At 61.4% G+C, this 25,879-nt stretch carries 21 protein-coding genes and 1 tRNA gene; 18 read left to right on the plus strand and 4 right to left on the minus strand.

Features of this window, described 5'->3' with window-relative positions; genetic code table 11:
* The first annotated feature begins 149 nt into the window (after positions 1-149).
* The 14 genes from holB to BSZ35_RS16850 all read left to right on the plus strand — a co-directional run bounded on the left by holB (position 150) and on the right by BSZ35_RS16850 (position 15,033).
* The gene (gene holB / locus BSZ35_RS16785; protein ID WP_105013519.1) at positions 150-1,334 is read left to right on the plus strand and encodes a DNA polymerase III subunit delta'; all 1,185 of its coding nucleotides are present in this window, start codon (positions 150-152) and stop codon (positions 1,332-1,334) included.
* Positions 1,335-1,380: 46 nt separating this feature from the next.
* Positions 1,381-1,740 carry a hypothetical protein gene (locus BSZ35_RS16790; RefSeq protein WP_146110141.1) on the plus strand — a complete coding sequence of 120 codons (360 nt, stop codon included), beginning with the start codon at positions 1,381-1,383 and terminating at the stop codon, positions 1,738-1,740.
* A 56-nt stretch (positions 1,741-1,796) separates the two neighbouring features.
* Entirely contained in the window at positions 1,797-2,606 is an 810-nt protein-coding gene (locus tag BSZ35_RS16795; RefSeq protein ID WP_258096758.1) for a hypothetical protein, read from the plus strand.
* Positions 2,607-3,110: 504 nt separating this feature from the next.
* The gene (locus BSZ35_RS16800; protein ID WP_105013522.1) at positions 3,111-3,977 is read left to right on the plus strand and encodes a vWA domain-containing protein; all 867 of its coding nucleotides are present in this window, start codon (positions 3,111-3,113) and stop codon (positions 3,975-3,977) included.
* A 136-nt stretch (positions 3,978-4,113) separates the two neighbouring features.
* Complete coding sequence (locus tag BSZ35_RS16805) at positions 4,114-5,295, plus strand: glycosyltransferase (protein ID WP_105013523.1); 1,182 nt, start codon at positions 4,114-4,116, stop codon at positions 5,293-5,295.
* 245 nt (positions 5,296-5,540) lie between these two features.
* Positions 5,541-6,617 (plus strand): iron ABC transporter substrate-binding protein, encoded by a 1,077-nt coding sequence (locus tag BSZ35_RS16810; RefSeq protein ID WP_105013524.1) that lies wholly within the window; start codon positions 5,541-5,543, stop codon positions 6,615-6,617.
* 215 nt (positions 6,618-6,832) lie between these two features.
* A complete protein-coding gene (locus BSZ35_RS16815; protein ID WP_105013525.1) occupies positions 6,833-8,368 on the plus strand; it encodes an iron ABC transporter permease in 1,536 nt (511 codons plus the stop codon).
* 152 nt (positions 8,369-8,520) lie between these two features.
* Positions 8,521-9,615, plus strand: coding sequence for an ABC transporter ATP-binding protein (locus tag BSZ35_RS16820; RefSeq protein ID WP_105013526.1), 1,095 nt, complete (start codon positions 8,521-8,523; stop codon positions 9,613-9,615).
* A gap of 383 nt (positions 9,616-9,998) precedes the next feature.
* The gene (locus BSZ35_RS16825) at positions 9,999-10,865 is read left to right on the plus strand and encodes a DUF350 domain-containing protein (protein ID WP_105013527.1); all 867 of its coding nucleotides are present in this window, start codon (positions 9,999-10,001) and stop codon (positions 10,863-10,865) included.
* A gap of 50 nt (positions 10,866-10,915) precedes the next feature.
* Positions 10,916-12,274: a DUF4178 domain-containing protein gene (locus BSZ35_RS16830; RefSeq protein WP_105013528.1), complete on the plus strand. Its 1,359-nt coding sequence runs from the start codon at positions 10,916-10,918 to the stop codon at positions 12,272-12,274.
* Positions 12,275-12,341: 67 nt separating this feature from the next.
* Positions 12,342-12,578 carry a hypothetical protein gene (locus tag BSZ35_RS16835; RefSeq protein WP_105013529.1) on the plus strand — a complete coding sequence of 79 codons (237 nt, stop codon included), beginning with the start codon at positions 12,342-12,344 and terminating at the stop codon, positions 12,576-12,578.
* Positions 12,579-12,670: 92 nt separating this feature from the next.
* Entirely contained in the window at positions 12,671-14,188 is a 1,518-nt protein-coding gene (locus BSZ35_RS16840; protein ID WP_272483064.1) for a polyamine aminopropyltransferase, read from the plus strand.
* Between the two features lie 81 nt (positions 14,189-14,269).
* The gene (locus BSZ35_RS16845; protein WP_105013531.1) at positions 14,270-14,821 is read left to right on the plus strand and encodes a DUF4178 domain-containing protein; all 552 of its coding nucleotides are present in this window, start codon (positions 14,270-14,272) and stop codon (positions 14,819-14,821) included.
* A 126-nt stretch (positions 14,822-14,947) separates the two neighbouring features.
* Positions 14,948-15,033: transfer RNA gene (locus BSZ35_RS16850), tRNA-Leu, on the plus strand.
* A gap of 284 nt (positions 15,034-15,317) precedes the next feature.
* Here BSZ35_RS16850 and BSZ35_RS16855 read toward each other — a convergent pair.
* From BSZ35_RS16855 to pgm, 4 genes are all read right to left on the minus strand, one after another.
* Positions 15,318-17,126: a type VI secretion system contractile sheath large subunit gene (locus BSZ35_RS16855; protein ID WP_181149389.1), complete on the minus strand. Its 1,809-nt coding sequence runs from the start codon at positions 17,124-17,126 to the stop codon at positions 15,318-15,320.
* Between the two features lie 53 nt (positions 17,127-17,179).
* Complete coding sequence (locus BSZ35_RS16860) at positions 17,180-17,728, minus strand: DcrB-related protein (RefSeq protein WP_105013533.1); 549 nt, start codon at positions 17,726-17,728, stop codon at positions 17,180-17,182.
* Between the two features lie 148 nt (positions 17,729-17,876).
* Positions 17,877-18,290 carry a hypothetical protein gene (locus BSZ35_RS16865; protein WP_146110142.1) on the minus strand — a complete coding sequence of 138 codons (414 nt, stop codon included), beginning with the start codon at positions 18,288-18,290 and terminating at the stop codon, positions 17,877-17,879.
* 759 nt (positions 18,291-19,049) lie between these two features.
* Positions 19,050-20,714 carry a phosphoglucomutase (alpha-D-glucose-1,6-bisphosphate-dependent) gene (gene pgm, locus BSZ35_RS16870; RefSeq protein ID WP_105013535.1) on the minus strand — a complete coding sequence of 555 codons (1,665 nt, stop codon included), beginning with the start codon at positions 20,712-20,714 and terminating at the stop codon, positions 19,050-19,052.
* A 308-nt stretch (positions 20,715-21,022) separates the two neighbouring features.
* Here pgm and rpmE point away from each other — a divergent pair, with 308 nt between their 5' ends.
* From rpmE to BSZ35_RS16890, 4 genes are all read left to right on the plus strand, one after another.
* Entirely contained in the window at positions 21,023-21,262 is a 240-nt protein-coding gene (gene rpmE, locus BSZ35_RS16875) for a 50S ribosomal protein L31 (RefSeq protein WP_105013536.1), read from the plus strand.
* A gap of 146 nt (positions 21,263-21,408) precedes the next feature.
* Positions 21,409-22,755, plus strand: coding sequence for a thymidine phosphorylase (locus BSZ35_RS16880; RefSeq protein WP_105013537.1), 1,347 nt, complete (start codon positions 21,409-21,411; stop codon positions 22,753-22,755).
* 102 nt (positions 22,756-22,857) lie between these two features.
* On the plus strand, positions 22,858-23,577 hold the full coding sequence (locus tag BSZ35_RS16885; protein ID WP_105013538.1) for an energy transducer TonB: 720 nt from the start codon (positions 22,858-22,860) through the stop codon (positions 23,575-23,577).
* A 168-nt stretch (positions 23,578-23,745) separates the two neighbouring features.
* Positions 23,746-25,737 (plus strand): dehydrogenase E1 component subunit alpha/beta, encoded by a 1,992-nt coding sequence (locus BSZ35_RS16890; protein ID WP_105013903.1) that lies wholly within the window; start codon positions 23,746-23,748, stop codon positions 25,735-25,737.
* Positions 25,738-25,879: the final 142 nt, after the last annotated feature.

The following is a 25,879-nucleotide window of genomic DNA, read 5'->3' on the forward strand; positions in this document are numbered from 1 at the left end:
CGAAAGGACACTCGACCCCCCGACGATCGGTCGGGGAAGTCACCTCCTCACAACGTCCACCTTCAAATCGAGTTCGCTGTTGTGACCGTGATCGCTGGCTCCTACGTTACTAGCGGTTCCCATCAGAATGTTCAGAAACGCATGTCGCCATGGCCTGGAGTTCCATTCTTGACCAGGATCGGGTCGTCGAAACTCTGCGTCGTGCCCTTTCGCAGGATCGAGTAGCGCATGCCTATCTGTTCCACGGGCCGGAGGGGGTGGGGAAGCGGGCCGTAGCGCTGGAGATGGCTCGTGCACTCCAGTGCACGGAGCAGACCGAAGAGGCGTGTGGGGACTGTCAGGCCTGTCGAAAGACGGGGCGTATGGTGCACCCCGACGTGCATGTGCACCTTCCCCATCCGTGGAGCGAGGAGGCCGATCGGGACGAGGAGGACATTGGCAAGCGAATCCAGCGTCTTGGCGACAATCCGTACGCTGCCGTCGATTTTGTGCGGCGTCCCTCGCTTTCCGATCCCACGGAGACCTCGAACAAGCAGGTGCTTTACCGTATTGAGCAGGTACGGCAGGACTTGATCAAGCCCATGAGTCTGGCGCGGGGAGAAGGGCAGTACAAGGTCAATATTCTCATGGACGTAGAAAAGATGCGGGAGGAGGCGGCCAATGCCTTTCTCAAACTGCTTGAGGAGCCCCCGCCGCAGACGATTTTTCTGCTTACGACCAGCCGGCCCGAGCAGCTCCTGCCGACCATTCTCTCGCGCTGCCAGCGCCTACGATTCGATCCGCTGCTGCCGGAGTCGATCGAGTCCGCCCTCGTGGAACGGAATGAAATGGCCCCCGATGCGGCCGCCATGCTGTCTCGGATGGCCGACGGCTCGTACAGCCATGCCCTCGATCTTGCCCGAAACGAGGCGCTGATGACCAGTCGCGAGCGTGTGCTCGACTATTTTCGGGCGGCCTATACCCAAAAGGTTGAGTCGCTCACCGGTTGCATTCAAACTCTCTCTAATCAGGGGCGTGAGCAGGTGAAAATCGTCCTTCAACTGATGCTACGGTGGGTACGAGACCTCCTGCTGTACCGCTCGATGGGGGAGGAGGCCCCCCTCGTGAATGTGGATCAGAAGGAAGCAGTGGCGCGCTTCTGCAAAAACCTACCGGACGCCGACCTAAAGGGAATGGTTGGGCTGGTAGAAGAGGCCATTTATCTCACCGAGCGGAACGTGCAGGTCTCACTCGTGCTCACTGCCCTTGCACAGTCGCTGGGCAAAGCCATGCGGGGAGGAACGGTCGATTCGTTGTATGTGCCCCTGCCGGAGGCCGAACTCCGGACGGCGTAATCTGCTGTCACACGTCGGTTTTCCCTGCCAAAACGAGAAGCGAGCTGTGTTTACCCCATCTACCGAGTCGCCACTGCTCACTAACCGTTGTCGTCTCCCCCAACGGTCGCTCTGGTTTGGGCGCGCACTTCTGTACGAGGATCGAGTGCGGATTCAGGGATGGACGTGGCGTGGCCGATACGAACGCGTGATTCCGACGGATCGGATCGATCGGGTGCAGTGGTGGGCTGTGATTGACGATGTGAACTTTATGCTGCACCTGAAAGACGGCGGCGCCGTGCCTCTGCAGCTTTTGAAGGGGGCCGGGACCTGGAACGTAAAGCTTCACGATCTGCTCGGGCAGAGTCTGATGGCACATCATTCCCCCCCGTCCGTTCAACGAAAAGACGAGAAAGTGTCGTCTTGAGTGTCGGTGATTTTGAGCACCCCGCGTTTCTTTCTACACTTCTCGGTAAGGTGGTTATGGATCGGTCTGCGCCTACATGGCACCGTACGTTCTTGTTGAGGCGTTTTCTCCCGCTGCTCGCAGTGGGGCTTTTGGCTTCTGGGCCGGCACAGGCGCAGACGAGCCCGTCGCCGGAAACACCGGATAGTGTCCTCGTGCAGGTGGACGAGCTGCGGGGGGACGGGCGTTTCCAGAAGGCCATTTCCCGGCTCAAGACCCTTCGCCGTGAATACGGAGACGACGTCGAGATCCTCTGGCGGTTGTCGCTCACGGAGGTTGATCTTGCGAAAACACTGGAGGAGAAGGACGAACGGAAGCCCCACTATCGGACGGCACTGGCGTTTGCGGACACGGCCCTCACAGTGGACTCCACGAGTGCGCATGCTCATCTTGCGAAGGCCGTGGCGGAGGGGCGCATCGCGCTGGACGCGGGGACCCGCGAGCGCGTACAGCGGTCTCGGGCCGTGAAGACGCATGCCGATCGGGCAATCGAACTGGATGACACGTTGCCCGGCGCGTATCACACGCGCGCACGATGGAACCGAGAGGCGTCCGATCTCAATTTTTTCGAGCGTGCGATCGTGAAAACGGTCTATGGCGGTCTGCCTGAGTCTTCGTTTGAGCAGGCGGTTCGGGACTTCAAGCGAGCCATCGAGTTGGAGAATGTGCGCTTTCATCACCTGGAGTTGGCCAAAACGTATCTCAAGATGGACCGGACGGCCGAGGCACGAAGCGAGTTGCAGACCGTGCTCGAACTTCCGGCCCGGGAGCCGTTCGACCAGCAGTACAAAACGGAAGCGCAAACCCTTCTGGAGGAGTTGGAATAAAAAACGGAGACTCTGCATCTTCCGATTCCGTCCTCTCGTTCTCCGTGTGGGAGGGGGCAAAAGCTCTCTGTTCTTCTGTGGGGAGGATGAGGGATTGGGGAGACGAGTTAGCTACCGGACACTTTTCAATTTCGCGGTTGTGGGCACCGAAAAATCTCTGGCGATTCCGCTGATCTTTCTTTCGAGATCGCTACCTATGAGCGAAACTGCTCAAAAGTGCACCAACGATTTCCCGGTTCCCTAACGTCACTCCTGGACATCCGAGATGTCCAAACTTGATTTGGAGCCTATAAATTCGTAGGTCAGATAGGCTCTGGCCATCTAGATGGCCTAGATCGGGGTCTGGAGCGACGGCTGGAGAAGATTTTTCGGTGCTCTGAGCAAACTGTCCGGTAGGTAGGGAGACGAGTAAGTTTCCGGCTCATTTACATGCACGCCGGAACGACGGCGGGGGAGGGCAATGCGACTTTTGTTCGTTTTCGTTTGTGAACCCCGTTAGAGCGCATGCCGTATTCCGCCGAGATTAGCCGCCAGCAGCCCACCGCGTTTCTCTTTCTTCTCGATCAGTCGGCGTCCATGCAGGATCCGTTTGGGGGCGCCGAGCAAACGGGAGATGCGGCTCCGAGCAAGGCGCGCGTGCTCGCCGACACGGTGAACCAACTTCTGCAAAACCTGGTCTTGCGGTGTGCGAAAGAGGAGGGGGTGCGCGATTACTTCCACGTCGGCGTCGTTGGGTACGGCGAGCGGGTGCAGCCGCTCATCCAGCCAACCGGGGAGTATGAGACCGGCACCGGGCTGGTGCCCATTAGTCACCTCGCCGACCGTCCTCGTCGCATGGAACAGCGGGTAAAGGAGGTGGCGGATGGGGACGGAGGGATCACCGAGCAGCGCGTGAAAACGCCGATCTGGTTTGATCCACAGGCGAAAAATGGCACGCCGATGTGCCAGGCGCTCGATCTGGCCGCACAGACGGTGCGCGGCTGGATCGACGATCATCCTTCCAGTTTCCCCCCTGTGGTGCTCAATGTGACCGATGGGGAGGCGACCGATGGGGAGCCCCTTCGCTACGCGCAGCAGCTTCGCGAATTCGCGACGGATGACGGCGAGGTGCTTCTTTTCAATGTGCACCTCTCTGAGTCGGAAGCTCCTCCCGTTGAGTTGCCGTCGAGCCGGGCCGAGTTGCCGCCCGATGACGAGTACGCCGAGACGCTCTTCCAGATGTCGAGTCGGTTGCCGTTTTCAATGCGATCGGCGGCCGAGCAGGAGGGGTATACCGTTGATCTCGACACGCGGGGGTTCGTCTTCAACGCCGACCCGACGGCCCTGGTAGCCTTGCTGGAGATTGGAACGCGGCCCAGTAACCTACGGTGAGAAGAACCGTTGATAACCTGCTTCGTGGATCGATACGATGCCTGAGGCACCGTGGGCGACGTCACAGGCCGTAGACAATCCGCCAGACAGGTTCTGAGGCTCGTAATCTTCCTGCTAAGCGTTGCTCCCCCTTGTAATGACTGACGGAGTGTCCTCCTCGTCCCGTTCTCACAAGCGCATCGCGGTTGTGGGGCCGGTGCATCCGTACCGGGGGGGCATTGCCCACTTTACCGAGAAAACGGTCGAAGGGCTGGCCGGGCGCGGGCACGACGTTCTTCCCGTGAGCTTTTCGCGACAGTATCCGGAGCTGTTGTTTCCGGGAAAAACACAGTACGAACCGGATGAACAGGCCCCGCCGGCGGTACGGGGGGCCCCGCGCCTCCTCGACACGCTCAATCCGCTCTCCTGGCTTCGCACGGCCCAGTGGCTGCGCGAGCAGGCCCCTGACGCTGTGGTCTTCCAGTACTGGATGCCGTTCTTTGCCCCAGCCTACGGCATTGTCGCGTGGCTCCTTCGATGGGCGGGCATCCCGTCCTTCGCCGTGGTGCACAACGCGCTGCCCCACGAGCGGCACGTCGGCGACGCGTGGCTGAGCCGCGTCTTCCTGAAAGCGTGTGAGGGACACATCGTGATGTCCGACGCGGTGGCCGACAATCTTCGTCCCCTCCGTCGTCCGGAGGCGCCAGTGCGTCGGATCGAGCATCCGGTCTATGATCGATTCGGGGAGCCCATTCTTAAAGGAAAGGCCCGAGCGGCACTCGGGCTTCCCCTGGAGGCGCCGGTGCTTCTGTTTTTCGGCTTTGTGCGGGAGTACAAGGGGCTGCACGTGCTGCTGGAGGCACTGCCTGCGGTACTGGATGCGTTGCCGGATGCTACTCTCGTGGTGGCGGGGGAGCCCTACGGCGATCCGGAGCGCTACCGTCGTCTCATTCGGGCCCACGGCCTGGACGACCGGGTGCACTGGTACGACGAATACATTCCGTCCGGGGACGTCCCGACGTTCTTCTCAGCCGCCGACCTGGTGGTCCAGCCCTACGTGTCGGCCACCCAGAGCGGGGTGGCGCAGATTGCAACGCACTTCGAGGTGCCCATGATTGTGACGGATGTTGGGGGCCTTGCGGAGACCATCCCGCACGAGGAGGTGGGGTTCGTGGTCCCGCCGGAGGACCCGTCGGCACTCGCGGAGTCGGTGGTGCGGTTCTTCGACGACAACTGGCAGGAACGGCTCACCGACGGCGTTCGCGACCTCAAACAGCGCCAACACCCCGACCGCTTGTTCGAGGCCATCGAAGCGCTGATCACAGTCGCAGAGGACTGAGTTTGTCCCGTCCCGACCAATAGGAGGGAGAAGGACGGCCCCATGAGAATGGCGGTGCCCTGCGAAGTGTATTGCATGCCAATTCAATGGCACCAGCCGTATTAAAGGAAAATGGACGCCCCTGGGGGGAGGACTCTGTGGATTCGTTACAATTTGAAAGAGGCTCATTGCTGAGGGCTGTTATCTCTCGGGGCGCTTCTTTAGAATAGATCCAAATAAAATCCAGGATTAAGCGGAATGCCATTATGAAACGATTTCTCGGAAGCGGTCTCGTTTTTCTACTGTTGCTGACGAGCATTGGATGTCAGCAAAGTGAACAGGACGAGCTCGTTGTGTACAATGGGCGAAATGAAGCCCTCGTCGACACGCTGGTGAAGGAGTTCGAAAAGAAGACGGACATCCCGGTGAGCGTGCGGTATGGAACCGATCCACAGCTCTTGTCGGCCTTGAAGGAGGAGGGCGACCAGAGTCCGGCGGACGTGTTCTGGGCCAACACCACAGGAGCGCTCACGCAGGCACGGTCGGCGGGTATGCTGACGAAGCTGCCCGATTCGTTGCTGTCCATGCCGGGGTCGTTTGTGCCCGAGAGTGGCATGTGGGCACCGGTGACGGCGCGGTTTCGCGTTTTGGCCTACAACTCCGACGAGATCAATCCGGACGATCTTCCGTCGTCGGTTCTCGACTTGCCCGACCTCGATCAATATGAGGGACGTGTGGGGTGGACGCCGCCGTACTCCAGCTTCCAGGACTTCGTGACGGCGCTGCGAGTGCTCCACGGGCCGGACACGACGCGCACGTGGCTCAACGGGATGCAGGATCTGAATCCGAAGGGCTATTCGTCCAATACGCCCATGATTCGGGCACTTGCGGCCGGAGAGATCGACATTGCTCTTACGAATCACTACTACGTGCTCCGCCTCAAATACGGGGGGGCTGAGGGGTATTACGAGGAGGAAGAAGAGGGGGAAGAGGAAGAGCATGAGGAAGAAGAGGGCACTCCGTCTCCGAATGCGCCAGTCGAAACGTACCACTTCCAGGACGGAGACGTCGGGAATCTCGCGCTCGTGACCGGCGTGGGACAGTTGGCGACGAGCGACCAGCCGGAGGACGCACGACGGTTCATTCGCTTCCTGTGGTCGGACACCGCCCAGCAACTGGCCGCGACGCAGGTAAACGAGTATCCGGTCGTGGAGAACGTGCAGGTGCCGGAGTACATGACGCCCGTGAAGGAGGTTCTGCCGAAGAGTCCGACCTTTGATTTCGAGCGCCTGTCGGACCTCGACGCTACCCTCAAGCTGCTACGGGAAGAGGGGATCCTTTAACTTCCGACATCTCGCGCTCCACTTCCCGGTTTGCCTCTCGTTTCACCGTCAGGTGAGGCCAGGGCGCACCGGAGTGGAGCCCCCACCACGAGATTGGCTGTACGGTATCTGTGCCTGAGTTGCAGCAACATCCTTCTACAGACCAGGACACGCACGGGCGAGCGGCGGAGCACGAGACGGCTTCGTGGGCTCGCCCGTGGTCACTTGGGGTTGAGGTGCACGAATGGTATCTCTGGGCACCGGCCCTCTTTGTGGTCGTCGGGGTTCTGATTCCGATTGCCTACTTGGTGCTGCGGGCGCTAGAGGCGGAGCCGGCCCAGCTGGCAGATCTGGTGATTCGGACCCGCACGCTGTGGCTGCTTTGGAATACGGTCACGCTCACCGTTGGGGTTCTGGTGTGCACAACGGCGATTGCGTTTCCGATGGCCTGGCTCACGGCACGCACGAACCTGTGGGGCCGCCGGGCCGTCACCCTGCTCGGCGTGCTCCCGCTGGCCGTGCCGGGATACGTCATGGCCTACGTATTGCTGGCCACGACGGGAGGGCACGGCACGCTGGCTCAGTGGGTCGGAATCACGATTCCCCGATTGAGCGGATACACGGGGGCCTTGCTCGCACTCAGCCTCTACTTGTTTCCCTATCTGTTTCTCAATCTCCGAACGGCCCTGCTGGACCTCGATCCGGCTCTTGAAGAATCGGCTCGAGCGCTGGGGTATGGCCGATGGGAGGTGCTGTGGCACGTCATCCTTCCGCAGCTTCGCCCGGGCTTTTTGGCGGGCGGATTGCTTGTGGGGCTGCACGTGCTTGGGGACTTCGGCGTTGTGTCGCTGATGCGGTTTCGGACGTTCAGCTATGCGCTGTATTTGCAATATACGGCCTCGTACGATCGCATCTATGCGGCCTGTTTGGCCTTGATGCTGCTCGTGTTGACGATCGCCGTGTTGTTTTTGGAGGCTCGATTGCTCCGGGGACTGTTGCTGCACCGGACCGGAAGCGGGGCCGGTCGTTCGGCGACGCGCATCCAGCTCGGGGGCTGGAAATGGCTTGGCTATCTGTTCGTGGGAGTCGTGGGCGTGACGTCCGTTGGCATTCCGGTGGTTACGGTCCTGTACTGGATGGGAGCCGGAGCGACCATTCCGTGGGCGGGGCTCCAGGAGGCCCTCGTTGGGTCGGTTTCGGCCTCAGTTCCCGCCGCGTTCCTGGCCACAGCTCTCGCCCTGCCGATCGCGTATCTGGGCGTGCGGCGTGCGTCAAAAGGGACCCGGGTTCTGGAGCGGCTTGCCTACTTTGGGTACGCCACTCCCCCACTGGCCTTTGCCCTTGCGCTCATCTTCTTTACGCTACGCACGGTCTCACCGCTATATCAAACCCTGACCCTGCTCATTGTGGCCTATGCGCTTCACTTCTTGGCCGAAGCCATCGGGCCGGTCCGAACCGCTCTTTATCAGGCCTCCCCCCAGCTCGAGGAAGCCGCGCGATCTCTGGGACGGTCGCCCTTTCAGGCGTTCGTTGAAACGACCCTCCCGCTCCTGCGCAAAGGATTGCTGGTGAGTGTGGCCCTTGTGTTTCTGTCGGCGATGAAAGAGCTGCCGATTACGTTTTTGCTGTCGCCCATCGGCTTTCGGGCCCTTGCGTTGAAGGTGTGGAGCCACGCAGAAGCGGCGATGTTTGCCGAGGCGGCTCCGTATGCTCTCGCCATCATGGGCGTGTCTGCGGCGTTCGTTGGCCTGTTGCTGGTGCGTGAGCGATGAGTTTGGCGTCCCGACCCAGGAAACGCCCGCGTTACAATGCGGAAGGGGCATCCGGAGAAACGGTGAAGGCCGAACGTATTGCCGGGGCAGCAATTAGATCTACGGCGCAGACGGAGTGCTCTTCCCTTGCTTTGGATGGGAATCGATCTACTATGAACTCCATTCTCCAGGTGGACGCGTTGACGAAGCGTTTTGGCCCCGACATGCCTCCGGTGGTCGATCGGGTCAGCTTCGACGTAGAGGACGGGGAAATCTTTGCCCTCCTGGGGCCGAGTGGCTGTGGCAAGACCACGACGCTTCGGTGCATTGCCGGGGTGGAGCGGCTCACGCAGGGCACCATTCGAATGCGCGATCGAGTGCTTGATGGAGACGGTGCGCACGTTCCTCCCGAGAAGCGGGGGATCGGGCTCGTATTCCAGAATTATGCACTGTTTCCGCACCTCACGGTGCTCGAAAACGTGTTTTTCGGTCTGCGGGACGGCTCCGAGGCGGAGCGGGCGGAACGGGCGCGTGAGGCACTGGAGATGGTAGACCTCAAGGGGTTTGAGGATCGGCGTCCGCAAAACCTCTCGGGCGGACAGCAGCAACGGGTGGCTCTTGCTCGGACCCTTGCTCCCGAGCCAGATCTCATCCTATTAGACGAGCCGTTTTCCAACCTTGACGCGCTGCTTCGGGAAGAGACCCGGCAGGAGGTGCGGCATTTGCTCAAAGACAAGGGCATTAGCGCCGTCCTCGTCACACACGACCAGGAAGAGGCACTGTCGTTTGCCGATCGGTTGGCCGTCATGCGGAGTGGGCAGCTCGATCAGGTCGGCACGCCTGAAGACGTGTACTACCGACCCCGCACGCTCTTCGTGGCGCAGTTTCTGGGCCGAACCAATCTGCTTTTGTCTCAGGCCTCTGGCAGTGAGGCCGACACCCCCCTCGGCCGCGTGCGCCTTGACCGAGACGCCGACGGCACAGTTCTCGTCTCCTTGCGTCCAGAGCACCTCACGATTGCCGCGCCAGAGACCGCCGAAGGGCCCATCGGCACCATTGTCGATCGGGCCTTCAAGGGACACGACATTACATATCGCGTGTCCTGTGATGGCAATGAGTACCTCGTTCATACCAACAACCGAGAGTTGTATGAAGCGGGGGACACGGTGGGCCTACAGCCGCTGGAGCCCGCCGTGGTGCTGGAGCGGCAGTCTACCCCCGCCGACGTGCCCACTGGTGTGACGCCCGAACCGTCCGAGTCGGCGTAGACCCTGTTCGTACTGACGACGCTCGCTGGCCTCGCTGTCGGGACGTTTGCGCCGAATGGAGGAAGCGGGCCGAAGAGGCCGAGCCGGGAGCCGGTCGTGTCTATGGTCGGTTTTCCCGGCAGCATGACCGCGCGTGCACTGAAAGGAGCGCCGGAGACCGATTGGGAAAGGTGAGTCTTACTGGTTGGGCGTCAGCGGAATACGGAGATACGCGTGAGTATATTTGGGGCGCATATGGAGGGCTCTTGATTGCGCCCTCGGCAGTCCTTAGGTTCCTTTGAAATCAACATCGGAGCCCCCGTCGCATCGTCGCACCGATTCTCGTCTGCGAATCGGGGCTCTACCGGCGTACGCTTCCCTCTGCTCATTTCTGGACACTGCCCATGGACGCGCTGAACGTTTCTCTGTTGACCGACGCCGTGCAGGCCCTCCAAAATCCGGCGGCGTTTCTCGTTCTGTTCGTGGCTCTTTTTTTGGTGGGCAAGTGGCTCAACGATCTGGTAACAGATCATGCTCTGAACAAAGAGTTGACGGAGAAAGATAATCCTGCCCTCGCGATTAGCACAGCGGGCTACTACCTCGGGATCATCATTGTTTTTATCGGGGCCGTCATCGGGCCGTCGACGACGCTGCTGTGGGACGTGTTGCTGGTGGGAGGATACGGGCTCGGGGGTATTGTTCTGTTGCTGTTGTCTCGTGTGATTAACGACCGACTGATTCTTCGGGGCTTCTCGGCACAGCGAGAGCTCATTGAGGATCAAAATCCGGGCACCGGGGCTGTGCTCTTTGGCAGCTACGTGGCGTCGGCCCTTATCGTGGCGGGGAGTATTCAGGGAGAAGGTGGGGGGCCGCATACGGCACTCGTCTTTTACGCACTCGGGCAGGTGGCGCTCATCGTCTTTACCTGGCTGTACGACTGGATGGCTCCATACTCGCTTCTCGATCAGATCGAGCAGGACAATACGGCGGCCGGTGTGGGGTTTGGAGGGGCCCTCATTGCCATCGGCATTATCGTGATGCGGGCCGTGTCGGGCGACTTCCTGGGATGGGCCGCCGACCTGCAGTATCTGGGCTGGAATGTGCTGTTGGTCTTTGTCTACCTAGTGGTCGTGCGTCTCTTCTTCGACCGGGTTCTCATCCCGAATAGCGATCTCAGTGTGGAGATTACCCGTGATCGCAATGTGGGGGCGGGCCTGCTGGAGGGCGCTGTCTCGATTGGCTTTGCCGCGGTTCTCTTCTTCGTGCTCTAGCAGGCCGTTTCGGTCCCGATCTTCACTTCTGACGATCCTTCACATCAGTCATGGCTGCAGACGACACAGGCGATTCGGAGAGCGCAGGATGTCAGCAGTACGGGTGTGGGTGTGCCGGCGTTGGGGCAGCGCTCGTGGTGATTGCGATTGCGGTGTCCCTTCCGTCGGCAAGCTCATTCTCGACGCTCGAGGTGTTCTTTGTGCCCGCGTTTCTCCTCATTCCGGGGGCCATCTTGGGCTTGGTTGCCCGCAAGTTTGTTCCGGAGACCGACATCCGCGACTGGCTCGGCGTCGCAGGAAAGTACATGCTATGGTTTGCCGGCATTTGTTTAATCAGTGCCATTGGGCTGACGCTGCGGCCCGGGGGATTTTCGTATTACGAGGAGATTCCGGCCGACGGGGGGCTTGTGGGGCCGATTACCATTGAAAAGCAGGACATGCGGCTGGGCGTGGAAGTGGAGCAGTACATTGAGGAGGGGGCTGGGAGACGGTATCAGCGCTGGAGCTTCGTAACCATTGAGCTGCTGGACAATAACAAGGAGTATCTCTCCAGCTTTGGGGGAGAGTTTTGGCACTATGCCGGGTACGACGATGGGTACTGGGAGCAGGATGATACGGAGTACGAAGCGACTCTTGAGGTGCCGTCGTCTGGGACGTACTACCTCCAGCTCCAAACCGAGGCCAACGTCGACATGTCGGAGCTCTCCTCCATCGGGATCCAGTTGGAGGAGCAGGTCTGGTGGGGAAATCCAGCCCCCCTGCAGATGGCCGGGTATGTGGCGTTCTTTCTCGGGGTGATTCTCGTCATCCTTCCCACCGACGGGGCGGTCTCGCTGGGCTTTACGGACCTTTCGGGGCAGTTGAAAGAGGGAACGGAGTTCGACTACCGGGGGCACACCTGGACGGTGCGAGGACATGCCTACTACGATTATGGGGAGTGGCTGGCAGAGGAATGGACGGTCCAGTCGTCGGATGTGTCGGTGAAACGGCCCCGCTATCTCGAACGTGAATACGAAGCGGGCAGCGACTGGGAGGCGTGGTTCTGGTCGACCCCGATCGACATGGACACCCTCCGCTGCACCGATGCACAGGAGTCCGAAGTGCCCGTGGCCGACGTCATGACGGCGGAGGACGACGTCCCGGATCAGATTCAGTACGAAGACGCTGATTTCCGCCTCGACGATTCCGGGACGACCCAACGGGACGGTCGCTCCATTCGGTATCACACGTACAAGGAACGATGGGAGTCCGGCAGCCGGTCCATTACCATTGAGGGCGACCCGTCGGACGAGTGTAGTGCAGTGGTAACGGAGGAGATTAGCAGCAGTCAGATTGCGGTGAAGACGGAGGAGCGTGCCGCCGAGCCTGAATGGGAGGCTGGAGGGGGCGACCTTGGAGGGGAGTTTTAGAGAGGGGCGTCGGGGGGGGCAGGGGGACCGATGTTTTTCTGCACTTGGATAGACCATTTCCATCGGTATGAGTGAACGTGTTGTGCGAATTGCAGTGGCCGTGGTCCTGGGCGGATTGTATGTCGGGTTGCTGGGCTACAGCGTGATGGGCGCCCGCCAGCCGGCGACGGAGGCGGAGCAGCAGACCCGGCGAGGGACGGTGCCCCCGCGGGTGATGTATCACGATGACGATGTGGACGTGTACTCGCGTCGGAGTGTGCGCTCCAGCGGGCAGCGCGGTGGGGGGCTGCGGGGCGGAAAGTAGGGGGCGTCGTGCATTCTGTGTTGGCGCTGGAAGGGAGGCGGCAGTGGGGACCTCGAAGGAGTCATTTCTAAAGGTGTGATGGGATGCGACGGGTGTTGAGCAACAAGAATGTGGTGATCTTCTCGGTCTTTGTGGCCGGGCTGTGCTCCCTCGTCTACGAACTTCTAATCAGTACCACGGCGTCGTACTTTCTGGGGGACAGTGTCCAGCAGTTTTCGATCACCATTGGGCTGTACCTCGCGTCAATGGGGCTGGGGTCGTACATCTCCCGGTTCATCAAGACGAAACTGCTTCGCTCGTTCGTCGTCGTCGAAATCCTGCTCGGGCTGATTGGCGGGCTGGCCGTGCCGCTCTTGTACCTTGCCTATGCGTACGGCACGGTGTTTTGGCCCGTGGTGGTGGGCCTCATCATGGTGATTGGGGCGCTCACGGGACTGGAAATTCCACTTCTGACCCGCATCATGGACGGAGAGGAGTCGCTGGACGTCAATCTGGCGAACATCCTCTCGTTCGACTATTTGGGGGCGCTGCTCGCCACGCTTGCGTTTCCGTTCGTGCTGCTGCCGGTGCTCGGGACCTTTCGGGCATCGCTCACGCTCGGCCTGTTCAATCTCGTGGTGGGCCTCGTGAACCTCTGGTGGTTTGCCGACCGACTGGAGCGCCGCTCGCAGTGGCAGGGGTACGCCTTGTCGGCGGGGACTGCGGTGCTGCTGGGCGGACTACTGGCTGCGTCTGGTCCCATTATGGACCGGTGGAGCAACGATGTGTATGAGGACCGGGTGGTGTACCGCGAGCAGACGCCGTATCAGAAAATCGTGATGACGCGGTGGCAGGAGGACCTGCGCCTCTTCCTCAACGGCAACCTGCAGTTTTCGTCGCTCGACGAGCCCCGCTACCACGAGCCGCTCGTTCATGTGCCGATGGCCCAGGTGCAGGCGCCACGGCGGGTCCTGATTCTCGGTGGGGGCGATGGGCTGGCCGCCCGGGAGGTCCTGAAGTATGAGAGCGTCGAGGAGGTTGTGATCGTCGACCTCGACCCCAAGATGTTCGAGATCGCGCGGACGCACACGGCCCTCACGCGCCTCAACGATCGCAGCCTTCACAGCCCGCGGGTGCGGACCGTGGCACAGGACGCGTTCGTGTTCCTGGAGGAGACGGACCGGCGCTTTGACGTCATCCTGGCCGACCTGCCGGACCCCAACAACGTCTCTCTCGCACGCCTCTACAGCCGCACATTCTACGGCCTTGTCCGTACCCATCTGACTGGGCAGGGCGTTTTCGTCGCGCAGTCCACGAGTCCGTACTTTGCCCGGGAGGCGTTCTGGACGATCCACGAGACCATCGGGGCGGCGGACTTCCCGCACACCTATCCGTTTCACGTCAATGTGCCGTCGTTTGGGGAGTGGGGATTCGTTCTAGCGGCCGAGCGTCCGCTGGACCCGGATGCCGCGGGGCCGTCGGTGGACACCCGGTACCTAAACGCGGCCATCCTGCCCGGGCTCTTTCACTTTCCGAAGGACCTGCGCCCCGACACCGATCACCAGCCGTCGACGCTCGATCGTCCCCGTGTGCTGGACGCCTACCTCGACGGCTGGCGGTACTGGAACTGAAGGGCCGGTGCCGGAGGATCTGCCTCTGGTGGCGGTTCGTTACACACATCGATCTCCTACTTCACACATCCACGCAACCCCATGGGCTTTTTCGATTCACTCTTCGGCGGCAGTGCAGACGAGGACACGTCCTCGGAGGACCCCATTGAGGATCCCTCGCTCGACCAGCTGCGTGAGGGCTATATGCTCGACTACGAGATGCGCACGTGGGAGGTGACCAAGCACGCCAAGTACGACTACGAGGGCTGGCCCGCCGACGAATGGACGCTGGAGACCGGGGACGATCTGATGTTTTTGGAGTACGAGTACGACGACGGCGATGTCTTTCTCCTGTCCGAGCCCGTGGAGATTACGGCGGTAACGGCCGATGGGGAGCCGTTCCGGGCCGTGGTGCGCGAGCAGGAACCGCCCACGACAGTAACGTACGATGGACAAGAGTACGTTCTCTCCGAGGAGGGACCGGCCACGCGCACGGTGGATGACCGGACGAATGAGCTACACTACTGGGTGTACGACGGGGAGGAGGGCTTCGTGGCACTCGAACGCTACGGGTCCAGTGACTGGAACGTGTACGCGGGGCGAGAGGTGGAGCCGTTCGAATTTGACAATATTCTTCCCCGCGCGGCGTCGTAATTTGGGGCGGAGCCCGGAACCTACGTCCGGGCTTCCAATTCGACAGTCGCACTTCTGATGGGCATGCACACCGAGGGCATTCATTCCCCGAATGGATCGTCGTTGTGCAAGGCCTTCGACATGCCAGCCCGAGTGGCGGAATTGGCAGACGCGACGGATTCAAAATCCGTTGCCCTTCACAGGGCGTGAGGGTTCAAGTCCCTCCTCGGGCACTGCTTCTTTCAGCGGTAATCGCCCCTGAGCGGCACTGAAGGCCGGTTCAGGGGCGTTTTCTATTTCGACCGCATCGATGCCGAATTGCACTGAGTTGCATCGAAAAGGAGCTCTGTGGGCAACAGGCGGGAAACGGGGTTCTGGGAATCGCCGCGTCCAGACGCCGACGGCCGACTGTATATTCGTTTCCGATAGGGGCACCCCGAGGTCCGTCACAGGGCGTGAGGGGGCGAGTCTCTCTTCGAGCTCCGACAAGCCCCCACGCCCGCCATCGTCCGAGCGGTCAGGAGTCGGCTGGCACGCGAAGCACCATCGCCAGCCGAGCGTTCGCCGAAAGAATCCGATCGGGAGGACGTAGCCGGACGGCCAGAACCTCTTGGTTGGGAAGATCCACATCGGAGACGTGTTCAACGCGTACGGTGTCCGGTTCCAGCACGTCGTTCATTTCAGCGGCGACCCGCGCCTGTAGGTCAGTCAGCGGCGCCGTAAGGTCCAATGTGCGTCGCAGCGTGAAGAGGCGGTGCGCGACCCTGGCCAAAAACAAGCGGCACGGAAGGGACGCCTCCGCCCGGGCTTCCGCGGCGGCGGAGGGATCGTCGTAGACCGTCGGTTCGTGGACTGACGGAGCGTGTGCGATGCGAAGATCACCGTCGTCGGTTTCGTCCAGAACGACGAAGCCGGCCCGGGCCAACTCTGACTGCATACTTCCCGAAAACTGGGCCGAGAGCAAAGAGGCGTCGTTGGCAGATCCCCCGCAGCCGAACGTCTGTTGCGTCAGGTGCGTGGACCATCCGGTTTCTGCGTAGCTTTGGGCCGCGGCCACGCCCACTGCGAGCGCTCCGCTGCCAAACACCCCCTCATTCTCGTCTACAGCGATGACGGAATCGGAGGCGCTCTTCGTATGAGGGGGGCGGAGCTGTACAGAGGGAAGCGCAAGGGATAAGAAGGAGCTTGCGTCTTCCGAGCGGAGCTGGTCCCACTTGATGTACTCGTCTCCCTGCAGGTGCGGGCGAAGAGAGGGCAACTGGGTCAAGCCCCGCAGGTGCTCCAGGCCAAAGAAGTCTGCGCTCACCGACGCCACCACGGGGGTCTGAAGGCTTTGCCCCGTCCCCGCGAGATCAGCTAGTTGATCGACCTCGACGTGTGAATGCCCGAAGGCGTGGTCGATCATCAGCAGGGAGGTGGGCGGCTCGTCGTTTGCTTCATTGTGCTCGGGCTGTAGCACCTGGTGGTGCAGGGCGTCGTGCAGGTCAGCGCGCCTGCAGGGAAGCACGAGAAGATCGACATTGCCATTCAGGTCAATGTGGGACTCCAGGAAGCGAAGCCCTCGCCACGCAGCCTCCAGTTGCCGAAATTCCGGCACCGTGAGTACGGCGTGCACCTGCGCCGCGATTGCCGAATCCAGCCGATGGAGAATAGAGTCAGCAGCGTCGCGGATCGGGGCCGGATCCGCAGGAGGAGTCGTCTCCGGCTCAGGGGTATCGCCGGTATCCACCATGCTCATGACGCGGTCGAGAGCATCCTCCGGTTGTTGCTGCGGGGACGACACTTCGCGCGAATTGCCGTTTGCCGGTGGCGGTTCCTCATTAAGAAGCCGGTACAACTCGTCGGCCCAGTCGATGCTGAAATCGATCTCATCTAGCTGGTTCCGAAACGCCGTCGGACTCAGTTCGCCAGTTTTGACCTTCTGGACGAGCGAGCGGACGGACAGCAGGCGAGCCGTCGGTGGCATTTGCTGGGCAATCTGCCGTGGGGAAAACGCCTCCAGGGTTGGGAAAGAAAGTGAAACCGTCCATTGGTCCGGCTGATCGCTGAGCCGATTGGGAACCTCTACCTGAAGCTCCGGCCCAAGCTCAGCCTGAAGGTCCGCTACGGTTTTTGGACCGATATGGTGACGGCGGTCCGTTTCCGACCAGTCGGCGGGTGAGCGTTGGGGAGTGAGGTTGCTGACGAAAAGGAGCCGAAACGGCAGGGGAGAGCTCGACGAGGAGTGCGGATCTTCCCGGGGAGTCGTGACAACCTCCGAATCAATTTGGACGTCAGAGGGAGGATCCGATGCAGGAGCGGTCCGAGAGGACGAATCGTCAGTCATGTTTTGAGAAATCGCAATAGGGAGAAGAGGAGAGAACGGAGAGGCGCGCTCCATCACGCTTCGTCTTCAGGGGCAACAGGGCGGAAGGTTCGCATCATTCGTTCGATCTTGGGACCAAGCGTCTTCCGCGTTTTGGGCGTACAACCGGCGATCAGCACGTATCCGGTGGTTTTATGAAGGACGTACATGTGCTCCTGGTAGAGCGTCCGATGAGCGTCGGGGTGCCAACGGTAGATCAGTCGGTGGGCAGGGTGCCCACAGTCAAGTGAGATGGGGTCGTCGATAAGGATACGACACCCGTCGAGCTGTTCAGTCAGACGCCCCCGCTCGTGCTGGGCCAATGCAGATGCGTCTGACGCTTCGACGTCGGGGATTGTCGTAATAGAAAGTCGATGCGTCAGTCCATCGTGCGTAGGCCCTGTGAGCATGTGAGTGGACCGATCGGTCCACCCGTCGTGCGGAAGCGTACAGTGAAACGCATCTGCGTAGTACGGGCAAGGCTCGGCCGTCAACGATGCTGTCGGTGCGTTTCGCTGATTGTCGGGGTGTTGGTCAGTCGACGAGGCGAGATTTTGATAGTACTCGGGAAGATCGTTGCTCACGATGTGTAGTCAATTGTGCAGAACGGAGGGTAAATGTTCAAATAGTGAAAATAGATAACAGGTAAAAATACGGGTATTCCCGATTGAGGGGGGAATGGACGTTCACGACCGCCCAATTCGGGATCCTCGTCTCTGTGGCGGATTGAGACTAGCGGCGTCGGAGGGGGAAGTGCGGGTCGAAGCTTCGGATGATGTGCTCTACCGTTGGGCCGACGATGGGAAGACTATGTTCAGTAAATTGCGCCGATAACCGGTAGCCGACTCCGTGATGGACGACGTACCAGTCTTCCTGGTAGAGCAGTCGGTCGTCTCCTGACATTAACGAAAAGATGCACCGCGATGCCGGACGGTCGTTGTCGAGTTTGGTGCGAGAGCGGGCAAGAAGGTCACCGGGGTCGAGCGATGCGGTCTGTTGTGCAACCCGACGCTCAGCGTAATCAACCACAGAGATTTCCCCTACTTCCGGATTGACACTGATCCGGATGACGTGTTGAAAATTGTCCTGAACGGGGCCTTCTAGGCGGTACGCTGTGTCATTACACCAGAGGTCTCCGACAGACATTGTGAATCCGTCGGCGATGTACGTTGTGGACGGATCGGAGATCAGGTTCTCATGAACTGGGAGCTGCGAACCACGAATCGAGGCAGGGTCCGGCTCTGTTTGGGGAGGAGGCATATCCGTTCCAGCGATTACGGTCACATTCAGCATCGAAGATGTAATGGGCTGAATTTACACCGTTCTAGCGATTCAGGTTTATAAAAATACGGGCTTACGCGTTAATTCACTGTAGGAGAGGGGGCGACTCTGTCAGAATAGGCGAGAGAGGGGAATAGGTAGCCGGAGGTCTACCAGGGGCTGGTACCAACGGGGCAAGCGTTAAAAGACGTTTGGGAAGGGGGCGCTGAACTTAGAGTGTATACCAGCAACCAGGGGACGTGCACGTGCGTGTTCAGCATCGGAGAGAAGGACCATCGGGGGCCGCACGGGGAGGACCCTGATCCGGAGGCGTCGGGGATCCGAGGGCGAGAAGGACGATGAAGACGAAGAATGCGAAGTACCCCTGGGGGCTCCCCGGGCGCGTCGTTGGACGATGAGGGTGCGAGATGATTCGCCGGACGTGGGGGCCCTGTGGCGCACTCTAAAAGTACTTCCTCCCTTCGGTCAGGGCGCACTCTAAAACTGCGTCTAGGACGCCGTTCGACTCCAAGGACGCCATGAGGGTGCAAGCCTTTCAGAGGGCCCATGTCCGTGCGTTATGCCAGCGGTTACTCCCAGGAGAGTATACGCCCTCGACGGCCGGGGGGCAAAGTCCAGATACGACTACGCGGTTTCCACCATTGGGGACGCCTCGAACGCCCGGTTCACAAGCGCCTGCGCATCCTCGTGCAGTCGTTCGAGGTGGGCCTCGCCTTTGAAGCTCTCCGCGTAGATCTTATAGATGGCCTCTGTGCCGGAGGGCCGTGCGACGAACCAGCCGTTGTCGGTTTCCACTTTCAGGCCGCCAATTGGGGCATCGTTGCCGGGCGCTTTGGTTTGGATTGACGTGATCGGGTCCCCCGCGATCTCGTCTTGCGTGACCTGATCCGGCGAGAGGGTTTTGAGTGCCTTCTTTTGGGCAGGCGTGGCCGGAGCGTCCTTGCGCTCGAAGATCGGAGATCCGAGATCTGCCGTCAGTTCCTCGTAGCGCTCGCTCGGGTCTTCGCCCGTGCGGGCCGTAATCTCAGCAGCGAGCAGGCCGGCGATAATGCCATCCTTGTCTGTCGTCCAGACGTGCCCGTTGCGGCGCAGGAAGGACGCGCCGGCGCTTTCTTCACCAACGAAGCAGCACGTTTCGTCTAGCAGCACGTCCACGAACCACTTGAATCCGACCGGCACCTCGTGCACGTCGCGCCCGTGTTTTTCGGCCACGCGGTCGAGGAGGCTGGTGGTGACGACCGTCTTCCCCACCGAGAGATCAGTTGACCAGTCGTCGCGACTCTCGAGCAGGGCGTCGAGGGCCACGCAGAGGAAGTGGTTGGGCGACATGAGGCCGCCGCTGGCCGTCACGATGCCGTGGCGGTCGTGGTCGGTGTCGCAGGCGAAGGCCACGTCGTACTGGTCCTTCAAGTCGATGAGCGACCGCATGGCGGGCGCCGACGACGGGTCCATGCGGATGTTGCCGTCCCAGTCCAGCGTCATGAAGCGGAATGTGGGATCGACCTCCGTGCGGAGCACCTCCAGCGGCAGGTCGTAGTGATCGGCGATGGTCGTCCAGTAGTGCACGCCGGCGCCGCCGAGCGGGTCGACCGCGAAGGAGAGCCCCGAATCGCGGATGGCCTCCATGTCGATGACCGCGTCGAGGTCCTCCACGTAGTTGCCGAGGAAGTCGTGCGTCTGTGTGGTGGCCGCGGCCGTCGCCTGGTCGTAGGGAAGGCGCTCAACGTCCTCCAGGTCGTTTTCCAGTATGTCGTTCGCCCGATCCTCGATCCAGGAGGTCGTTTCCGGACTTGCCGGGCCGCCGGTGGGCGAGTTGTACTTGATGCCGCCGTCGGCGGGGGGATTGTGCGAGGGCGTGATGACGATACCGTCCGCCTGCCCGGCCGAGCGGTCGCGGTTGTGGGTGAGGATGGCGTGCGACACGGCAGGCGTGGGCGTGACCCCATCGTCGGCCGCAATGCGGAGGTCGACCTCGTGGGCCGCCAACACCTCCATGCAGGTGGCGTGGGCGGGGGCCGAGAGGGCGTGGGTGTCCATCCCCAGAAACAGCGGGCCGTCAATGCCGGCCTGCGAGCGGTATTCCGCAATGGCCTGCGCGATGGCCAGAATGTGGTCCTCATTGAAGGTGGTGTCGAACGCCGATCCACGATGGCCCGAGGTCCCGAACGATACGCGCTGCGAGGGAACCGATGGGTCCGGCGTTTTCGTCTGGTAGGCTTCGAGCAGAGCAGAGACGTCAATAAGGGAGGAGTCCGGCGCCGGTTGGCCGGCGAGGTCGTGTGCGCTCATGGTCGGGGAAGCGGATTGGGGAGGATACGGCGTAAAGGGGACGGTCAACAGTAAACGGAATTTCTATCGGAGTCTCCAGGGGCGTTCATGGCGGGCATCGATCATCAGCAAGGAGCGTTTCCCGTTCTCCGCTTTCCATTTCACGCCCAGTGGTGAGCACTACAACAATGTCCCATGTGGGGGCGGGGTCGTAGGCTTTTGCCACATCTTCGTGGCGGCAGCCCGAAACTTTCAGAAAAGCGCGTCGTGTAGCGAAGGTACTAAACATCGACGCCCCAACTTGAGCGACTGACATTCACGCCTGCGTTATGAAAAAGGACCTGCACCCGGAGTACAACGAAGTGACCATCAAGCTGGCGGACGGAACCGAGATCGTCACCCGCTCGACGATGGACAAAGACACTCACGAGTCCGAAGTTGACTCGACGAATCACCCGTTCTACACCGGTCGGCGCCAGTTTGTCGATACTGCGGGCCGCGTCGAGAAATTCAACCGCCGCTACGGCCTCAATCAGGACGACGAGGACGAGGAGGACGACGAAGAGTAGCTGCTGGGCCATCCAAACTGCGAGACTGGGGTCATCCGTCCGCCGGATGGCCCTTTTCTTTTTCCGTGGGAGTACCGCTGCGGACCCCCTCTGGGAGGAGGGCGAGCGGGACGTTCCAACGGTTCATGTCATCTCGGTTTACCGCCATGTCTGATTTCAATCCCGTCCGCTTGATCGCCACAAAACGGGACGGAGAGGCCCTTGCCCCGTCGGATTTGAAGGACCTAGTCGAGGCGTATACCAACGGTTCGGTGCCCGACTACCAGATGAGTGCCTTCCTTATGGCGGCCTACATCAACGGCCTCTCGGACGGGGAGGCGGCGGCGCTAACCGAGGCGATGCTCCATTCGGGCACGCACATCGACCTCTCCGACGTGCCGGGCATCAAGGTGGGCAAGCACTCCACCGGCGGCGTCGGCGACAAGGTGTCGCCCATTCTCGTTCCCGTGGTGGCCAGTTGCGGCGTTCCGGTGGCCAAACTCAGTGGGCGCGGCCTTGGTCACACTGGCGGCACGCTCGACAAACTGGAGTCCATTCCCGGCTTCCGGACGTCCCTGTCCGTAGAAGAGTATCGACGGCAGATTGAGGAGCTTGGGCTCGTTCTTGCCGGACAGACCGGCGACGTGGCCCCGGCCGACAAGAAGATCTACGCCCTGCGTGACGTCACGGCCACGGTCGACTCCATTCCGCTCATTGCTGCGTCCATCATGAGCAAGAAGCTCGCGGAGGGCAATGACGCCCTCGTCCTCGACGTGAAGTGTGGGCGCGGGGCGTTTATGAAAACAGAGCCCGAGGCGCGATCGCTGGCCGAAACGATGACGGCCATCGGAGCGAGGCACGATGTGCCCGCCACGGCGGTTCTCACCAACATGGACGTGCCCCTGGGGCGAACGGTGGGAAACTGGCCGGAGATGGTAGAGGTTATTGAGTGTCTTCGGGGAGAGCACACCGACACGCGACTCATGATGATTGTGCGGGCCCTCGCGGGAGAGATGATTGCGCTTGGGGGAAAGGCGGAGTCGGCTTCGGCGGGACGCGAGCAGGCGCAGCAGGCCCTCAACAGTGGGGCGGCCCTGGAGCGGTTCCGTCAGTTTGTCGAGGCACAGGGGGGCGATCCGCGTCTGATCGACGACCCGAGTGCCCGTCCCGATAGCGACTCGATCGCGGTGGTACGTGCACCGGAGGGAGCGAAGGGGTACGTCGACGATCTGGATGCACTTGCCATCGGGCACGCGGCGGTGGGGCTTGGGGCGGGCCGTCGGACCAAGGAGGAGGAGGTCGATCCGGTTGCGGGCCTGTCGGATTTGAAGAAGCCAGGCGATCCAATTGCGCCCGGGGAGGCGCTTGCCCATCTTCACACGCAATCGCCCGAGGCGGTGGAGCGAGCACAAGAGGCTGTTCGGGACGCCTACACGTTTGCTGATACGCCGCCCGACCGCGCCGCCCCGGTGCACGCGCGATACTCGGCTGAGGGATGGACCCAACTCGGATGAATGGGCGACAGAGGGGACGACTGAACTTTTGCCGACAGTGCGAAGTCCAATCCTTCAGAACAGCTCCTTCGACAAATTCCCGTATCGGCACGTGCGGTGCCCATGACGCGAACCGATTGGATTGGACTTACCGCGAGTATCCTCCTTCACGTTGGGATTGGGCTCCTGGCGGCCTCCCTCACCGCTTCGAAGCCTCCGCCCCGGCAGCTTGGGTACGTGGAGGTTGAGTTTGGAGAGTTTTCGCCGGGGCAGCCCGTCGACGCCACCCAGACCGTCGAGGAAGAGGCGGCCCCGGAAGCGCAGGAGAAGACGCCTGAGCCTGAGACCGAACCGGAGGAGGCGGCGGAGGAGCCTCAGACTGAGCAGGTTGAGCTTCCCGACGCCAATGATCCGCCCGAGGAGGAAGTCCCGCCCACAGAGGAGGAGGCCGAGCCCCCGCAGACCGAGCCGCAGCCAGAAGAAGAGACCATTGCTGATCAGCAGGAGCCCAGCGAGCAGCCGAGCGAAAATCAGCAGGGGGATGCGGGAGAAGGGGCGACCGAGCAGGCCTCTGCGCCCTACAACATCGAAGGCCTCGACCGCAATCCTGAGCGTGCACCGCTTCCCGCTTATACCGAGCAGGTCAATGCCCGCATCCGGGTGCGCATTACCGTTAATCCCGAGGGCCGCATCGTCCGGCGTATTCCGTTGATTAAGGGCGATCCGAAGCTGGAAGCTGCCGTGATGGATGCGTTGCAGCGCTGGAAATTCAATTCCCTTCCCCCGGGCGCCCCGCAGGAGAATCAGACGGGGACGATTACGTTTACCTTTCGGCTGGAGTAAACAGCACTGGCGGAAACGGGAGCGATTGACGACAGCTCGTTGCTGGTGTGGGGCGGCGTCCTGGATTCTGGACCGATAAGAGAGCCGGGGGCGGCAAACGTTCATGCCTCCGTCCCTACTACGTCAATGGGCGGCGCATTTTCGGTTTCATTCGATTCTTTTCGCTTTATGGCCTCACCATCGATCGATGCTCAGGAAAATCTTGATCTCCACGCCCTTGCCCGTGCGCTTCTTGAGCCGCGCGCGATCGAAGAGAAGATGTTGACGTTGCTCCGTCAGGGCCGCCTGTCGAAGTGGTTCAGCGGCATTGGGCAAGAGGCCATTGCGGTGGGGGCCACGTGGGCGCTCGAGGACAGCGACTATCTCTTGCCGATGCACCGCAACCTCGGCGTCTGGACGACGCGGGGAGTGGACCGGGAGCGCCTCTTCTGCCAGCTGATGGGCAGGGAGGGGGGCTTCACGAATGGGCGCGATCGCACATTCCACTTCGGCCTCCCGGAAAAGAACCTCATCGGGATGATTTCGCATATGGCCGCCATGCTTCCAGTGGCGTGTGGGATCGGGCAGGCCCTGCGCTACCGGGAGGAGGATCGGGTTGCGTGTGCCTTCTGCGGCGATGGAGGCACGCGGGAGGGAGACTTTCACGAGGCGCTCAATCTGGCGTCCGTCTGGAATTTACCCGTCATTTTCCTCGTGGAAAACAACGGGTACGGCCTCTCCACGCCAACGGAGGAAGCGGTGGCGCCGGACGATATTGCCGATGCGGCGGCCGGCTACGACATGCCGGGAACGGTGGTGGACGGCAACGACGTCTTTGCCGTGATCGAGGCGGTCCGAGAAGCGCGGGCCCATGCCCGGGATCAGGGACCGGTGCTCTTGGAGATGAAGACGTTCCGTGTGCGCGGACATGAGGAGGCGTCCGGCACTGCCTACGTGCCCGATGAACTGATCGCGGAGTGGAAAGAGAAGGATCCGATCGATCGGTTTGCCGCCGATGTGCAGGAGGAGGGGGCGCTTGGGTCGGAGGATCTGGACGCCATCCGTACGGAGTTGGAGACGGAGATTGATGATCGGGCGGAGTGGGCGCTCGACCAGCCTGCCGTCACAAGTACGCCCGAGGCAGAGCGGGACGCCGTCTTTGCCCCATCGCCTGTAGCGGATCCGCCGGCGTCCGACGTCGATACGGCGGAGGCGCGCTTCATTGACGCCATCCATGATGGGCTTTGGGAGGCGATGAGGGCAGATGAGGACGTGGTCCTGATGGGACAGGACATTGCGGAATATGGGGGGGCATTCAAGGTGACCGATGGATTCGTGGAAGTGTTTGGAGAAGAGCGTGTCCGCAACACCCCCATTATTGAGGATGGGGCCATCGGGGCGGGAATGGGGCTGGCGATCGAGGGACTCACGCCGGTCGTGGAGATGCAGTACGCCGACTTTATCTCCTGTGGCTTCAACCAGACCGTCAACAATCTGGCGACCACACACTACCGATGGGGGCAGCCCGTCAATGTGACCATCCGCGCGCCGTTTGGGGGCGGCATTGGGGCCGGCCCGTTTCACTCGCAGTCCCGAGAAGCATGGTTTGCCCACACGCCAGGATTGAAGGTAGTCATTCCTGCTACACCCCATGACGCTAAGGGGCTGCTTCGCACCGCGTTGGCCGATCCGAATCCGGTGCTCTACTTCGAGCACAAAAAGCTCTATCGCTCCATCCGCGGCGAGGTGCCAATCGGGTCCTATGGTCTGCCGTTCGGCGAGGCCCGGGTGGCACGATCGGGAACCGACGCGACAATTGTCACCTACGGCGTGGGGGTGCACTGGGCACTGGCGGAGGCTGACCATCAGGCGGAGGCCCACGGCGTGGAGCTGGAGGTGATCGACCTGCGGACCCTGGTGCCCTGGGACCGGGAGACGGTCCAGGAGTCCCTGCAGAAAACGAATCGTTTGCTTGTGCTGCACGAAGCGACGCGGACGGCCGGGTTTGGGGCCGAGGTCGCGGCGGAGCTCGGCGAGACGGCCTTCGAATGGCTGGATGCCCCCATCACGCGGGTGGCCGCGGAAGATCTGCCGGTGCCCAACGCCAAGCCGCTGGAGGACGAGATCTTCTCGGCGAAGGGCCGGCTGCGGCCAAAGGTGGAAGAGCTGTTGGCGTTTTAAAAAAGATGAGAGGACGGGCGAGCACGTCGGCGACGATAGTGGGACGGGGAGATTCTCCGCTCTTACCGAAGAGGAGCATACATTTCCGAGCTCCGGCTCATACAGACACCGCCGTCCTTGCGAAGAGCGTCATGCCACACCC

The sequence above is a fragment of the Salinibacter sp. 10B genome, from assembly GCF_002954405.1.
In the GTDB taxonomy this organism is placed as follows: domain Bacteria; phylum Bacteroidota; class Rhodothermia; order Rhodothermales; family Salinibacteraceae; genus Salinibacter.

Coding starts and splice junctions, on each gene's coding strand:
- holB (WP_105013519.1), top strand. CDS start 150: ATGGCCTGGAGTTCCATTCTTGACCAGGATCGGGTCGTCGAAACTCTG.
- BSZ35_RS16795 (WP_258096758.1), top strand. CDS start 1,797: ATGGATCGGTCTGCGCCTACATGGCACCGTACGTTCTTGTTGAGGCGT.
- BSZ35_RS16800 (WP_105013522.1), top strand. CDS start 3,111: ATGCCGTATTCCGCCGAGATTAGCCGCCAGCAGCCCACCGCGTTTCTC.
- BSZ35_RS16805 (WP_105013523.1), top strand. CDS start 4,114: ATGACTGACGGAGTGTCCTCCTCGTCCCGTTCTCACAAGCGCATCGCG.
- BSZ35_RS16810 (WP_105013524.1), top strand. CDS start 5,541: ATGAAACGATTTCTCGGAAGCGGTCTCGTTTTTCTACTGTTGCTGACG.
- BSZ35_RS16820 (WP_105013526.1), top strand. CDS start 8,521: ATGAACTCCATTCTCCAGGTGGACGCGTTGACGAAGCGTTTTGGCCCC.
- BSZ35_RS16825 (WP_105013527.1), top strand. CDS start 9,999: ATGGACGCGCTGAACGTTTCTCTGTTGACCGACGCCGTGCAGGCCCTC.
- BSZ35_RS16830 (WP_105013528.1), top strand. CDS start 10,916: ATGGCTGCAGACGACACAGGCGATTCGGAGAGCGCAGGATGTCAGCAG.
- BSZ35_RS16835 (WP_105013529.1), top strand. CDS start 12,342: ATGAGTGAACGTGTTGTGCGAATTGCAGTGGCCGTGGTCCTGGGCGGA.
- BSZ35_RS16845 (WP_105013531.1), top strand. CDS start 14,270: ATGGGCTTTTTCGATTCACTCTTCGGCGGCAGTGCAGACGAGGACACG.
- BSZ35_RS16855 (WP_181149389.1), bottom strand. CDS start 17,126: ATGACTGACGATTCGTCCTCTCGGACCGCTCCTGCATCGGATCCTCCC.
- BSZ35_RS16865 (WP_146110142.1), bottom strand. CDS start 18,290: ATGTCTGTCGGAGACCTCTGGTGTAATGACACAGCGTACCGCCTAGAA.
- pgm (WP_105013535.1), bottom strand. CDS start 20,714: ATGAGCGCACACGACCTCGCCGGCCAACCGGCGCCGGACTCCTCCCTT.
- rpmE (WP_105013536.1), top strand. CDS start 21,023: ATGAAAAAGGACCTGCACCCGGAGTACAACGAAGTGACCATCAAGCTG.
- BSZ35_RS16880 (WP_105013537.1), top strand. CDS start 21,409: ATGTCTGATTTCAATCCCGTCCGCTTGATCGCCACAAAACGGGACGGA.
- BSZ35_RS16885 (WP_105013538.1), top strand. CDS start 22,858: ATGACGCGAACCGATTGGATTGGACTTACCGCGAGTATCCTCCTTCAC.
- BSZ35_RS16890 (WP_105013903.1), top strand. CDS start 23,746: ATGGCCTCACCATCGATCGATGCTCAGGAAAATCTTGATCTCCACGCC.